A 14,052-nucleotide genomic window follows, 5' to 3' on the forward strand; every position below is an offset into this window, starting at 1 on the left:
AAAATCTAAAATAGAATGACAGAAACCCCTCAAAACTGGCAAAATCAACCCTTACCCCAACCCCCAGCTTGGCTGATCCAAGCTGTCAGAAACCACGCACCAGAACTCCCCGGAAATTATGCCGCTGCACTTCTCTGGTATAGAGGAATTCAAAACCCCGAACAAATACCCGGTTTCTTAAATCCCCAACTTTACCAACCAGCAAGTCCCTTTGAGTTTGGGCTAGAAATGACCTGGGCGATAGAAAGAATCCAGCAAGCACGAAACAGCGCAGAAAAAGTCGCAATTTGGGGAGACTTCGACGCCGACGGCATTACCTCAACCTCCGTACTTTGGGACGGACTGGGAGAATTTTTTGCTCAAAATGACCAACTAATTTATTACATTCCAAACCGCTTAACCGAATCTCACGGACTCAATATCACAGGAATAGATGCCTTAGCAAAATCTGGAATTAGCTTGATTATTACCTGCGATACTGGCAGTACAAACATCGCCGAAATCGAATATGCCACCAGCTTAAACATCGATACAATTGTTACCGACCATCATACATTACCAGACGATCGCCCGCCAGCTACAGCCATTATCAATCCCCGCTACTTCCCCCCAAACCACCAACTATTTAACCTTTCAGGAGTGGGAGTAGCTTACAAATTAGTTGAAGCATTATATCACACATTACCGGATATTCCGCAGCGCCCGCTCACAGATTTATTAGAATTAGTAGCGATCGGCTTAATTGCCGATTTAGTCCAACTTACAGGAGACAGCCGCTACCTCGCACAAATCGGCATCCAACAACTGCAAAAACAAATCGCAAATCCCACCCGCCCAGGAGTTGCAAAATTGCTCGAACTGTGCAAAAGATCGGGCGATCGCCCAACCGACATTTCCTTCGGCCTTGGCCCTCGAATCAACGCCGTCAGCCGCATTCAAGGCGATGCCAGCTTCTGCGTAGAACTCCTCACCAGCCGCGACAAAAAACGCTGCGAAGAACTAGCAAATTTAACCGAAATTGCCAACTCCCGGCGTAAATCTTTACAAAAAGATGTTGCCAAAGATGCCGCCAACAAACTAGCCAAACTCGACCTCTCAACTACTAGCGTCATCGTCCTCAGCGACCCCCAATGGCCCGTAGGAGTATTAGGATTAGTAGCGGGACAAATCGCCCAAGAATACGGCCGCCCCGTGATTTTATTCAGCACAGAAGGAAGCGAAGAAATTAACGAAAATTCCCCGGAAACGCAATTTCCCTCTTTCTTAGATCCAGAATCACAAACACTTTCCCCATCCAAAATTGCCAGGGGTTCGGCGCGTTCCGCCAATCAAATCGACCTTTACCAATTAGTCAAAGACCAAGCGCATTTATTGCACAGATTTGGCGGTCATCCCTTCGCCGCCGGATTGAGTCTCCCCGTTGAAAATATCCCCCTATTTACAGATGCGGTAAATCAGCAACTACGACAACAATACAGCACCGATAGTTTAACAGCCACCCCTGTTCAAGCAGACCTAAAAATTACTGTCTCCGAATTAGGCAAAGACTTATTTCAAGAATTAAAATTGCTCGAACCTTGTGGCATGGGCAACCCCGCCCCCAAATTGCTGATTGAAAACTGCTGGTTTGAGAATCTTTGGAATCAAAAAATCAAGGATTTGAAAGGGCAAAAAGTAGAATATATCAAAACAGAATTTACAATTAGGGATGAATCTAGCGATACGGGATTTCCCGGCATTTGGTGGGGACACAATCAAAACGAAGTTCCCCAATGCCACTGCGATGTCACCGTTGAACTCGATTTTAATACTTACAAATCGCGCTATGAAGTGCGCCTCGTATCAGTGCAAGAACGCACGGAAGACAATCAAATCAATTCCCCGACTAAAATAGATTGGATTGTAGACTGGCGCAATAGAAATAACGATGAAGAGTTATTAGGCGCTAGCACAAACTTAGAATCTCCAATGCCGATCGACAATCTAGTTTACAATTCCGAAAAGGTCGATCGCGAAAACTCGATCGTCCTCAAAGAATGCCCCGCAAGCTGGGACGAACTGCGGATCTGGTTTCGCCAAGCACAGCACACTCAGAAAAAACTCGCGATCGCCTACACATTACCCCCACTCGTACCCCCACAGCAAATCTGCCAACAGCTAATCGGCATCGCCAAATACCTCAGCCGCACCAACAAACCCGTCACCCGACAACAACTCCGCCAAAAACTCGGCATCAGCGACACATCGCTGCAACTGGGGTTCAAAACCTTAACATATCTCGGTTTCCAAATCAATTATCGCGATCGAGCTTTCCACATCTCCAGACAACCCGAAACCGCACAGCAGCAAGACGCGCCTGATCAAATCCCCAAATCCTTATTAGATAGCCAATCCATCCACTTCTCAGTGCCAAATTCCCCCATCGCCGCCCGTTTTGCAGCGCAATTCCTAGCAGCAGTCTCCGAAGAACAATTCCGGCGGAAATATTTCTGTGAAGTACCCCTCTCCACCATTGTGTCGATCGCCAGAGAGACCGTTTTCCAGGAAGATTCTACAGCAAATCCCTTCTAACTGATATCTGCCACTATTGTTAAGCATAGGCAGGATGCCAGTTCCACTCCTGAGATAACTTTTCTTGTGGGGCCCGCACTCGCTCGCGCCTGTGGAGCTGGCTTTTTGGGCCCTGAAGCGAGAGAGGTTGTTGTAGATGTGGCTTAAGAGGCCTATTCCTGACACGGATGCAACATCTCAGTTCTAAGAAACATCTTACTTCTGAATTCATCCCGATAAAATAAGGCATAGGACAATGAGAGTTATCCGTTGCGAGTCAGGCGCAAAACTCATAACTCCTAACTCACAAGCCAAAACCCAAAACTCCCCACCGCCAAACTCGATCGCCCATCTCCAATATAAAACCCCTATGCTTCTCTGTCCCCGCTGCCAATTTGAAAATCCCAATCCAAACAAGTTTTGTCAACAGTGCGGAAATTCCCTAATTTACAAACCTTGCCACGAATGCGATGCTCAAGTCGCTTTTAGTGCCGCATTATGTCAGAATTGCGGCGTCGCAACAGGTCAAGTGTGGCGGGCCATTATCTGCGGTCGATCGAATTTTCCAGCAGTCGAGCCAGACGAGTCCACCCTACCCCCAGCCGAGTTTCCGCAAACTACATCGCCCCAAAACTCTGCTGAACCAATCACAGACAGCATTCAAACAGAAATAACCACCCCAGCCGAATCCCCAATAGCAGTCGCACCAACTTCTCCACTAGCCGAAGTCGCCGAATTCAGCAGCCCAGAAATTGACGCTGTGGTAGCCTTGGGCGCGATCGCACCAGCATCCTTTCAAACAACAGAAAAAAGCTCTACTACAGCACCAGATCGCGAAATAACCCCATCTGAGCAGAATTTTACAACCGCACCACAGCCTAAACAAATCCAGGAAGCAACCGAGAACCCCGACAGCCCAAACATAGCTGACACCTCCCCTCCATCTCCAGAATTCCCCATCCCCAATTCAGAATATTTAATCCCTTCCCAGCCAGCAGGAGCTTATTTAGACACCCAGCAGCGCTACCAACTCCTAGAAACCGTGCCACCGAGAAAACGCTCAGACACAGTAGCAGTCACAGTATTGGACTGTCAGCCGCTGGAAATGTCACCCCTCAAAGCCATGCTAGCAGCCAACTCTGCCAGCGTCGCCAGACGAACATCCCCCTATACCGCAGCAATCAAAGGCGGAGAAAATTCAACCAATTCCGCCTTAGCAGAGCTTTGCCAAGGCATAGCTGAACCTTATCTGGCACTCCGGTGGCAATTCTCTCAAAACCTGCCAGTCATTCACGATAGCTGGTCAGACAACGAACAGGCAGTGCTGCTGCTAGAAGACTGCTCCCAATGGCCGCTGCTGGTAGAACGGTGGAATCAACCGGAAACTTCCACCCAGCAAATTTTATACTGGCTGCACGAAATGACAGAACTCTGGGCAGCCCTAGAACCCTGGCACTGTCGGCAAAGCTTATTGGAACTGACTAATTTGCGAGTCAACCCCGACTCTTCCTTTTCCTTGGCTTCTTTGCGGCTGCAATACCTCTATCCCGAACCCGCCGGCTCAAACCTGCAACTGGTAGATTTGGGGCAATTGTGGCAGGTGATATTTAGCCAGTCAGATCATCGCACTGAGTTTGGCGCATTGCTCGAACTGCTGCAACAAATGTACAGAGGCGAGATTAACACAATCGAAGAATTGCGATCGCGCCTAGAAACTGTTCCCCTCGAACTCCAACCCGCACCTTCACCAAGCTCAACCCCGACACGCAGGCATTACCGCAGCCCCGACGAGTCGCCCCCCGAGGTTGGCGAGGTCTTAACTCAGCCGATGCCACTCCAGATTTACAGCTTAGAAGACGCAGGCCTCACCGATGTTGGCCGCACGCGCGACCACAACGAAGACTTCTTCAGCATCTGGACTCAGCTCAACAAACTCGAAAGTTCCTTCGGTCGCATTTTTCAAACCAAAGGGCTTTACATTCTCTGCGACGGCATGGGCGGACACGACAGCGGAGAAGTAGCCAGTCAACTAGCCGCTGAAACCCTCAGAGAATTCTTTCAAACCTGTTGGGAAAATCAACTACCTGCGGCAGACACCATCCGCGAGGGAGTCCTGCTAGCCAACAAAGCCATCTTTGAAATCAATCAAAAGGACGGACGCTCCGGCAGCGCCCGTATGGGTACAACTCTAGTCGCAGTCTTAGTTCAAGACACCCAATTCGCCGTAGCCCACGTCGGCGACAGCCGCCTCTACCGACTGAGAAAGGGACAAACCCTAGAAAAAATCACCTTAGACCACGAAGTAGGTCAGCGCGAAATTAAGCGCGGGGTTGACCCGGAAACTGCTTATGCCCGTCCCGACGCCTATCAACTAACTCAAGCCATCGGTCCGCGAGACAGTAATTTTCTCAAGCCTGACGTGCAGTTTTTAGACTTGTGCGAAGATACTTTATTGATTTTGGCTTCCGACGGCTTGACAGATAATGATTTGTTGGAAACTCACTGGCAGAACACTCTCGAACCCCTATTCAATCCCCAAGCTGATCTCGACCAGGGAGTTGCCGAGTTGATTGAACTGGGTAACAAACGCAACGGTCACGACAATATCACGGCAATTATCATTCGGGCGCAGGTAGGCGCATTTCGATTTTAGAATTTGGATGCTGCCAACTTTTTCAAAGGTGGCGCTTTTCCCCCGCGACCGCTTGGGTTAAACCTGCAATCATTGCAGAGAAAGGATACAGCTTCGGCAGTTTCCGAACCAGGCTTTACGGCTTGCTCTGCTATTAGGAATCCGGTGTTGAAACAGCTTCCGTTTGATCGCTCAAAAACTGATTGCAGCCCCATACGATTGCTGAAAAGCTGTTGAGGGCAAACCATTTATCAGTAGCTTTAATTTTGAGAGTCTGTTCTGAGAATCTGGGGGGAAAACTGGCTTGATAGTAAGTGGATTCATCCTAGCTGAAAGAGCTTTCTCCTACAGAAAGAGTTAGTTTAATAAAAAAAAATAAACTAAAATGAAGTAGGCAGCAGGTGGGCTGATGCGAAATCTGTTTTATACCCGATCGCTCTCGGAGCAAGGTGGTCTAGGCGGGAATTGCCCGCCCTACATGATGTGGGACGTAAATCACAATCTGCTGCAACATCAAATTTACGTAAAAGTTTAGTGATTGTTTACCTAGTTTTTGTAGTTTCAAGTGTTAAATCAATCGAGTATATTTTGAGGAGCGCTCGACCCTTCTTAATTTTTACGGATAATTGTTCCCAAAAAACTATTTATAACTTAATTGTTTATGGAATCTTTAATCACAATCAGGATATTATAAAGTTTTAGTGAAACTCACCTGTGAAGCTCATAATTAATTTTTAATTTCTAATTTTTCAAAGCCCTACGCCCCTAATCTGTAAATTCCCGCCAACTCTCACTGCCACATCAGGGAGTTCAACCACATCAATCGAAAATGCTGCTGACTCTTTTAGATCCAGACAAACAGACCCCCCTGCAACAGTGGAGTTTCGAGAGCGAATCCATTATTCGCATCGGCCGCTCTCCTGAAAATCACGTTGTGATCCCCAATGCTCTAGTGTCACGGCAGCATCTGGAATTGCAAAGAGTTAATAGCGGCACGTCAAGTCAGTGGTACTTAGTCAATTCCGGGACAAATGGGACTTTGGTTAACGGTATTCTGATGTCTCAGGGTTGGATATCCGACGGTGCCCTGATCCAGTTGGCGCGGGGCGGCCCAATTTTGCAATTCCAAGTTATTACTATTGAACTCGGCGGCAAAATTAAGGCGAACCCCAACGTCAATCTCGCCGCCCCGCGGTGTACCCACGCGGGAAACCCGCCGGAGAATTTATTCTGTATCCACTGTGGCGAACCGATTAAAGTCGATCGCACTGTGCGACACTACCAAGTGTTGCGAACTTTGGGCCAAGGCGGTATGGGGACAACGACTTTAGCCTGGGATCGAGAGCTCGCGAAAGCTCAACAACCCGGAAGTTCCCCAGCAGCTTCTCTGGTAGTCCTCAAGGAAATGAATGCTGACATGGCTCAAATCGCCAAAGCTCAAGAACTGTTTGAACGTGAAGCTAAAACTCTCAAGGCCCTCCACCATCCAGGAATTCCTCAGTTTTTTGACTTTTTTGTGGAAGGGGGCAAAAAATACTTGGTGATGGAAATGCTCCACGGCGAGGATTTAGAAAAACGCATCTACAACCGCGGGCCTGTTGCTCCCCAACAAGCAATAGAGTGGATGATCCAAACCTGTGAGGTTTTGGACTACATTCACTCTCAAAAACCCCCGATCGTCCACCGGGATATTAAACCTGCTAATTTGCTAGTGCGCCACCGGGACAATTGCATTACACTGCTGGATTTTGGCGCCGTTAAAGAAATCGGCACTCCTCCGGGCACTCGCATCGGCGTTGAAGGCTACACCGCACCAGAACAAGACCGGGGACAGCCTCTGCCTCAGTCGGATTTATATGCTATTGGGCCTACTTTGATTTTTTTGCTGACGGCCCAAAGCCCTCAAAACTTTTACGGGAAAATAGCTGGAGGTTACGGGTTTAAGCTCGAAAATATTCCGACCATCGCCCCCAAGCTGCGGGACACCATTTTGCGAACCACGGCAGCTAAGCCTGGGGATCGCTTTCAAACAGCTCAACAATTAGCTCGAGCTTTAGCAGCTTGCCTCTAAAAGAAGTCATTAGTCATTGGTCGTTAGTCATTAGTTAGGAGTCCTGCCGTCAACCGAACGACCGGCTTTCGGGCAAGCTGTTATCTGTCAACCGAACGACGGAGTTCACGGCAAGCTGTCAACCGTCAACCCTTCGACAAGCTCAGGGCAAGCTGTCAACTGTCAACTGTCAACCGTCAACTGTCAACTGTTATTCTTCGTCCCAAGCTTCTACAGCTATCAACTCGCTCACGGGGTCTTGCATAGAAAAATCAAACTCTAGCAATTGCTGTTTCCAGTACGGCCATTCGTCGCCGTAAAGCAGAGCAATTTTCCAAATGCTGTCTGTGGGCTTGATAATGTCAGACGTGACGAGAGAATGCACCTGACGCTGGAACTTAACCATCGGCTGTATAACCTTCTGGCTCATAATACCTCTTGAATTGTTTAAATTTTGTGTAATTACCACTTCCCAGCTCTCACTTTTTACCGCAGTTTCGCCAAGAACAGTCTCGCCAAGATACGTGTAGATTTTTGTCGGGAAGCTACATATTCAACTTGTATCTTAACAGAGTTCGTTTTGACAAGGGCCTATAAGCAGGACTGAAGAGTCAAGACCGACTTCAAAGAATTAATCATCTTTAAAATGTCCCGCTATATGCTGTCGATCGACAGTGGGAGGTTTGCCGCCTCGATTGTTTCCACATAGTGGTAGATGCAAGGGCTGCGTTCGGCTTGTTCTTGAAAAGGCTGAGTTTGCGTAGGAGAAACTGCAACTACTGCGCTTTCGCTGCTACAGCGTAATTTCCGCTTTCCTGCGGGTAAACCACACCTGTTTCACCTTCGACGCTGGGTTCGCTGTGAAAGTGGGGTCTGAGCTACATAAACTGATTATAACTCTACTCACCGCAAAAGCGATCAAAAATTGTTGGATACTGTTGATCGCCATCCCTAAATGTCGCTCGAACATTCTAGGCTGCCCCACGTGGGCCAGCAGGCAAGTTTCAAACCCATCGTCCGTCTTGATTCAATAAATCTAAAAGCTCAAATCTCAAATCTCAAATCTAAAATTGTATGACTTGGACAAGGCGACACATTCTCACTCTGGCTGATTTTACCTCGGACGAATACGATACGGTGCTGCAAACAGCAGCCAGTTTTCGGGAGGTGCTCGGCCGCCGCACGAAGAAAGTGCCGGCCCTGCAGGGTCAAGTGGTCGCGAATTTGTTTTTTGAACCTTCTACCCGGACTCGCAATAGTTTTGAGTTGGCGGCTAAGCGTCTGTCGGCGGATACGCTAAATTTTACGCCGGGAAGTTCTTCTCTAACGAAGGGGGAGACTATTCTGGATACGGCTAAGACTTATCTGGCGATGGGAACGGATTTGATGGTGATCCGGCACGAACAAGCTGGAGTTCCCAGCACAATTGCTTCGGAAATGGATCGCTTGGGTTCGAGAGTCAGCGTTCTCAATGCTGGAGACGGCCAGCACGAACACCCATCGCAAGGTTTGCTAGACTTATTTACTATTTGTGCTCTGTTAGATACCGAACGTCCGCGGCTGGAACTTTTAGCGGGCAAAAAAATTGCTGTGGTGGGGGATATTTTGCATTCGCGAGTGGCTAGGTCTAATATTTGGAGTCTAACGGCTTCTGGGGCCGAGGTTCATTTGGCCGGGCCGCCGACTTTGCTACCGCTGTTGTTTGCTGAGTGTGGCGACGGTAGGGAAGGCAAATTATTTTTGCACTGGCAGCTTGAACCTGCTTTGGCTGATGCTGATTTTGTGATGACTTTGCGGCTGCAAAAGGAACGGATGAGCGAGCATTTGCTGCCGAGTTTACGAGAGTATCATTCTTTGTACGGAATTACGCGCGATCGGCTGAAACTCTGCAAGCCGGATGTGAAGGTGTTGCACCCGGGCCCGGTTAACCGCGGCGTGGAAATTAGTTCGGATTTGATGGACGATCCCCAGTTTAGCCTGATTTCTCAGCAAGTTACCAGCGGCGTGGCGGTGCGGATGGCCTTACTGTATCTGATCGGCGGCGGTAAAGTTTAGGTTGTTATTTGTTAGTGATTAATTTCGGATATTCGATTATTTTCAGTCTCCATCGCCTCTTTAAAATAATCGTTACCCAGTATGGCCGGGTAACGATTAAAACTCTTTCTAGAAATGTAAAGTGATCTAGTTAAGAGTTAGGAGATCCAGGACGCAGACACCCAGCCGCCACCTTTGACTTGGGCCCAGCCGTTTCTGTAACGACCGGTCAATTTGATGTGGTCTCCATAATATAACTTGCCGATTACATGAGAACAGCCATTGGGACGGTTGCGGATATTCAGTCGGCCGCCATTAGTGACAACTTTGGCGTAGCTGTGATGGCCGTGATGGCTTTTCTTGCCGCAGCGGGAGTAGCAACTTGCGGCCTGCGCTTCACCACCGACACTCAGAACAGACAGGGCTACTGCCATACCTGCAACGCCTACCATTGCCGATTTAGGAATTTTAAATTCCAGTTGGAGTTCGGACTCTGGAGATTCATAAGCAACAAAAGAGTGGCTCAATGCTAGTGCTTCCATAGTTTCCTCGTGATTGTTGTTAACCTTTCTTGGTGCAGACTCAGGTCGAAACCTCAATTAACAGCCCAAACCATTAACTTATGTTTCATAAAAGCCACAAAAGGGCGTTAAGGTCTTGCTTTTGCCGAGTATTGGCTAATGTTCCTGAACCCTGCACAGGTATATCATGTCATCTATGTAGCTTTCCGGAACAAAAAAATAAATAAAGTTTACATCCACTGCTAAAAATTTTGCCGACGCGGATCAGAACTCCGGGCAGAATTAAACTTAACTGTCTCATTCAAAAGGGGAGGAAGTAATCGTTTGGGGTGTGAGATTGCTTGTACTGAGTTGCGAATGACACTACTTATTTGGGTGTTTATTTATTGAATTGCTACAGCAATATCGCCAGTTAACTCGCTCGAACAAGCATCCGGCTCGTCTTCAAGCACAATCTTAATTTGCTTCGGGCCAGTCATAGTGTAGCCGATCGCACTTGTGCAGAAGTTCGGGGCAATAGCGTCTAACCCTTACCCATGCTACGAAATATGGCTCAAGATTCACCACCCAGTTTCCCGGACAAGGATGCAAGATCGATCGCGACTTGATTTGTGTCAAGATCAATTAACTTATCCAGCACCACTTTTTTGGCAATGAACTCCTTCGCTGCACTTTCGATCGCCACAATTCCTCAACGCCATGAATCAGACAGCTTCGCCATTACCATAGCGCCGTTGTGTGTAGAGGAAATATACGCTTTGGCAGATGACCCCGCCAACGGAGCCGTGGTAATTATGAGCGGTACAGTCCGCAACCAAACTGACGGTCAAGCTGTAGTTTCCCTAGAATATCAAGCCTACGAACCGATGGCCGTGCGAGTATTCCAGCAAATCGCTACTGAAATCCGTCGCCAGTGGGCCGATGTCAATCGGGTTGCCATTCACCACCGCGTCGGACACTTGCAGGTGGGCGAAATCAGCGTACTGGTGGCTGTTGGCTGTCCCCACCGGGACTCGGCTTTTGCAGCTTGCCAGTACGCCATAGATACGCTCAAACACAATGTACCGATTTGGAAAAAGGAACATTGGGCCGACGGTTCTAGCAGTTGGGTTAGTATTGGAGCGTGCGAGGTTGTCGGGCATTAGTCAATCGATTTTAGATTTTAGATTTTAGATTTTAGAGTTTAGATTGAAGATGGGAACTTGTTACGATCTGCTAGCGTCAAAAAGTGTGGAATGTTCGATGAGCCAATTCCACCGATGAGCGACTTTATTTCCGTGTCCTGGTCTGCGGTTGTGGCGACCGTTCAAAGAGTGCAATTGCCAGCCGAAAAACTCTCTAATTATGACTTGGTGTTGCGTTGTCAGGAAGGAAATCGACCTGAGAGCACTGTTTTTTCAGAACTGTTGAAGCGGTATCAGTCCCACGTAGACAGGGTTCTCTATCACTTGGCCCCTGACTGGCAAGACCGAGCAGACTTGGCTCAGGAAGTGTGGATTCGGGTCTACCGCAATATTAACCGCTTGCAAGAGCCTGTTAAATTTCGGGGCTGGCTGAGCCGCATCGCCACTAATTTGTTTTACGATGAGTTGCGGAAGCGCAAGCGGGTGCGAACTCCGCTGTCGCTGGACGTACCCCGTGCTCTGGAAGATGGCGAGGTAGATTGGGAAATTCCGGCCGACAGTCCTGGGCCTGATGAAGATTTGACGACTAGAGAATTTTACGACCAGTTGCGGGTGGCGATCGCAGATTTGCCGGAAGTATTCCGCACGACAATTGTTTTGAGAGAAATAGAAGGTTTAGCCTATGAGGAAATAGCCGAAATGACTGGAGTTTCTCTGGGAACTGTCAAGTCTAGAATTGCTAGAGCTCGCCAAAGATTGCAGTTGGAATTGCAAAAATATCTCGATGGTAATTAGCAAGAGTAATTTTAGAGGCGGGTTAAGAAGATTTGGTGATGTTTGCTGTGACATCAAAACTTCTCTTTTAAAATATAAATAAGCAGTAAATCATTCTAATAGCGAGTGCGTGATTCCCCAATTAGAGCAAGTCTGAAATTATGAGTGGTAACTTTGAATCCGATAAAAATCAGAATCAGCAGGGTGTCGGGGATTCACTCGCTGAAACTCAAGTTAACAACAATTATGCCCAGGGCAATGTAACTACTATGATGCGCGATCGCTTTGAATTGCTAAGTGCCTACCTCGACGGTGAAGTGACGGCGACAGAACGCCGGCAAGTTGAGGAGTGGCTGACAAATGACCCCACTACGAAACGTTTGTACTCGCGACTGCTGATGATGCAGCAGAGTTTTCAGGCAATGCCGGTGCCTGCTGCGGAACAATCTGCACAGGAGTTGGCCGCGAAGGTTTTGCAGCGGGTGGAACGCAAGCCGAAACAAACTTGGATTTGGGGTGGAGGTGCGATCGCAGCTTTGTTGATTGCGATCGTGTCTGCTGTCGGTGGCGGCCGCCAATTGTTTGCTCCCCAGTTTGCTCGATCGCCCCTTCCTGGTGAATCTGACGGTTTGATTGTGGCTTTGAACGAGCCTCTGGTGGAGATTGTTAATCCTAACGATTTGATGCTTGGGGTGAATGCACCGATAATGGATATTCCGAAAGTTGGTGTAGCAACCCCTCAAAAGTCACTGCCAAAGGCGCAGTAGGATTTCTGTTTTGAGCAATAACTGAAGTCGCTAAGCTCCCTAAAAAAGGGGGCTTTTTGCCATTTTTCCCAGTTTTTTAAGGTGGATATATCCTTTGACAATCTCTGGGTTTTGATTGGCTAATTGCCTAAATTTTTGATTGATAGGGAAACCGCAGATAAACGCAGATAAACGCAGATAATTTCAAGATAGTTGGCAATTTTTGCAATCTTGTATAATGAGGAATTATGGGGCGCTCGATCGCAATTAAGGGCGATCAGACTTTTGACGTGTTTTTTCGATATGGGCGATCGGCAACAGCAATGTCTCCTCAATTTCCTGTCGCACAGCAGGAGATACATTACAACCGCTATTAAGGCACTTTACCAGCAATTTATTAGCATCGTAATAATTCTTCAGCAATGACTTCTGTTGTTCGCTAAATTGCCAAACGCGACCCATATCACGATACAAAATCATCATTTGTCTTAATCGCTTATCCCAAGCCTGACCGTTATCTTGCCACCATTTTGCAAATATCTCTTTGTCACTTTTTGGATCGGGCAGTTGTTCCAGAAGTTCTTGTATCCCTTGCCTTTGTTCAGGCTTAAGGGCAGGTACAAGGTCGCAGTCAAGAACAAGGTCAAGGTTAGGGACGAGGGTACGTTCAAGGGTAAGGCTGATGTAACCAAGAGTAGGCTCAAGCGCATCCTTAAGGACGGTATTCAGGGCAAGGTCAAGAGCACCTTCAAGTGCAAGGTTAAGAACCTGTTCCAGAGCTTGTCCCACAACTTTTTTCAGACAAGGGTCAAGAGAAAGGGCAAAGCCGCAGTCAAGGAGGGGATATTCAAGGGTAAAGTAAAATGCTCTAACTGCCGCAGGTTTGTAGGCACAATCAACAGAAAGGGATTTTTTGTTGATCCATATTAGGAACTGCTGCAACTGCTCATCCTCAGCGACCAGTCCATCAACTTGCTGCTTAAGTGACAGCAATAAGTCATCAGCTTTTTGCAACATCCCAACTGCTAACAACGAGACTTCTCGCCAACGCTTCTCGGTCAGGTGGCAGGTCAGTTTTTCCAAAGCTTGTGGAGCAGAATTGTCAACTATTTCTTTAGCAGTAAAATACTCTTGAAATGTTAGATGAGAAAACGAATAAATTCCTCTTGCCCTTTCCACTAATAATCCATGTTGTGCTTCGATCGCCTTCAGCACAACTCACTATGGATCTCCAACTGAACGGAGTCATTTGTGGCATCGGGCAAATTAGCTAGATAGTCGGCAATCAATTGCTGAACTGTGTTTTTTTCAAAAAAATAATCCCCCCGTTCAAAAGTAATAGCTGCTACAAAAGCAAGTAAATGTTTCTTGCGGCACAAATTCAAATCGCGATAAACTTCATCCCGTTGAATGCCTCTAGTTTCATCCCATTTTCTGAGCATTATTTCCATTCCTTCCTCATACACTGTAGTTTAGACTAACCAAAGATGAGAACGGTGGCAAAAGAAGAACTAGAGCCACCGCGCTAGGAGAGAATGAGGGTGAAAAATAAAACCTATCCACTCCTTAAATGAACAGTGAACGATTAAAGGACTTTCGTCAAGCAGCATACGAGTTATTG

11 protein-coding genes are annotated in these 14,052 nt (G+C 47.5%); 7 read left to right on the forward strand and 4 right to left on the reverse strand.

The window, feature by feature from the left end:
- Positions 1–15 precede the first annotated feature (15 nt).
- The 3 genes from QUA44_RS04075 to QUA44_RS04085 all read left to right on the forward strand — a co-directional run bounded on the left by QUA44_RS04075 (position 16) and on the right by QUA44_RS04085 (position 7,253).
- Positions 16–2,571 carry a DHH family phosphoesterase gene (locus QUA44_RS04075; RefSeq protein WP_333248242.1) on the forward strand — a complete coding sequence of 852 codons (2,556 nt, stop codon included), beginning with the start codon at positions 16–18 and terminating at the stop codon, positions 2,569–2,571.
- A 235-nt stretch (positions 2,572–2,806) separates the two neighbouring features.
- Positions 2,807–5,203, forward strand: a complete 2,397-nt coding sequence (locus QUA44_RS04080) for a serine/threonine phosphatase (protein ID WP_333248240.1) — start codon at positions 2,807–2,809, stop codon at positions 5,201–5,203.
- A gap of 808 nt (positions 5,204–6,011) precedes the next feature.
- Complete coding sequence (locus tag QUA44_RS04085; RefSeq protein WP_333248236.1) at positions 6,012–7,253, forward strand: protein kinase domain-containing protein; 1,242 nt, start codon at positions 6,012–6,014, stop codon at positions 7,251–7,253.
- A 190-nt stretch (positions 7,254–7,443) separates the two neighbouring features.
- Here the strand turns inward: QUA44_RS04085 and QUA44_RS04090 are convergent, their stop codons facing one another.
- Positions 7,444–7,662, reverse strand: a complete 219-nt coding sequence (locus QUA44_RS04090; RefSeq protein WP_193973492.1) for a DUF4327 family protein — start codon at positions 7,660–7,662, stop codon at positions 7,444–7,446.
- Between the two features lie 644 nt (positions 7,663–8,306).
- Between QUA44_RS04090 and QUA44_RS04095 the strand changes: the two genes are divergently transcribed.
- On the forward strand, positions 8,307–9,287 hold the full coding sequence (locus QUA44_RS04095) for an aspartate carbamoyltransferase catalytic subunit (protein ID WP_333248234.1): 981 nt from the start codon (positions 8,307–8,309) through the stop codon (positions 9,285–9,287).
- Positions 9,288–9,424: 137 nt separating this feature from the next.
- Here the strand turns inward: QUA44_RS04095 and QUA44_RS04100 are convergent, their stop codons facing one another.
- Positions 9,425–9,808: an SH3 domain-containing protein gene (locus tag QUA44_RS04100; protein ID WP_333248232.1), complete on the reverse strand. Its 384-nt coding sequence runs from the start codon at positions 9,806–9,808 to the stop codon at positions 9,425–9,427.
- 632 nt (positions 9,809–10,440) lie between these two features.
- On the opposite strand from QUA44_RS04100, the gene QUA44_RS04105 reads away from it, so the two are divergent.
- The 3 genes from QUA44_RS04105 to QUA44_RS04115 all read left to right on the forward strand — a co-directional run bounded on the left by QUA44_RS04105 (position 10,441) and on the right by QUA44_RS04115 (position 12,452).
- Positions 10,441–10,932, forward strand: a complete 492-nt coding sequence (locus tag QUA44_RS04105) for a molybdenum cofactor biosynthesis protein MoaE (RefSeq protein ID WP_333248231.1) — start codon at positions 10,441–10,443, stop codon at positions 10,930–10,932.
- Positions 10,933–11,046: 114 nt separating this feature from the next.
- The gene (locus tag QUA44_RS04110; RefSeq protein WP_333248536.1) at positions 11,047–11,706 is read left to right on the forward strand and encodes a sigma-70 family RNA polymerase sigma factor; all 660 of its coding nucleotides are present in this window, start codon (positions 11,047–11,049) and stop codon (positions 11,704–11,706) included.
- Positions 11,707–11,846: 140 nt separating this feature from the next.
- Positions 11,847–12,452: a zf-HC2 domain-containing protein gene (locus tag QUA44_RS04115; RefSeq protein WP_333248229.1), complete on the forward strand. Its 606-nt coding sequence runs from the start codon at positions 11,847–11,849 to the stop codon at positions 12,450–12,452.
- A 246-nt stretch (positions 12,453–12,698) separates the two neighbouring features.
- Here QUA44_RS04115 and QUA44_RS04120 read toward each other — a convergent pair whose 3' ends face one another.
- Both QUA44_RS04120 and QUA44_RS04125 read right to left on the reverse strand, forming a co-directional pair.
- Positions 12,699–13,646, reverse strand: coding sequence for an NACHT C-terminal helical domain 2-containing protein (locus QUA44_RS04120; RefSeq protein WP_333248227.1), 948 nt, complete (start codon positions 13,644–13,646; stop codon positions 12,699–12,701).
- Entirely contained in the window at positions 13,640–13,882 is a 243-nt protein-coding gene (locus QUA44_RS04125; protein ID WP_333276380.1) for a hypothetical protein, read from the reverse strand. The genes QUA44_RS04120 and QUA44_RS04125 overlap by 7 nt, the downstream gene beginning before the upstream one ends.
- Between the last annotated feature and the right edge of the window lie 170 nt (positions 13,883–14,052).

The sequence above is a fragment of the Microcoleus sp. N9_A2 genome (assembly GCF_036701775.1).
GTDB lineage: Bacteria > Cyanobacteriota > Cyanobacteriia > Cyanobacteriales > Microcoleaceae > Microcoleus.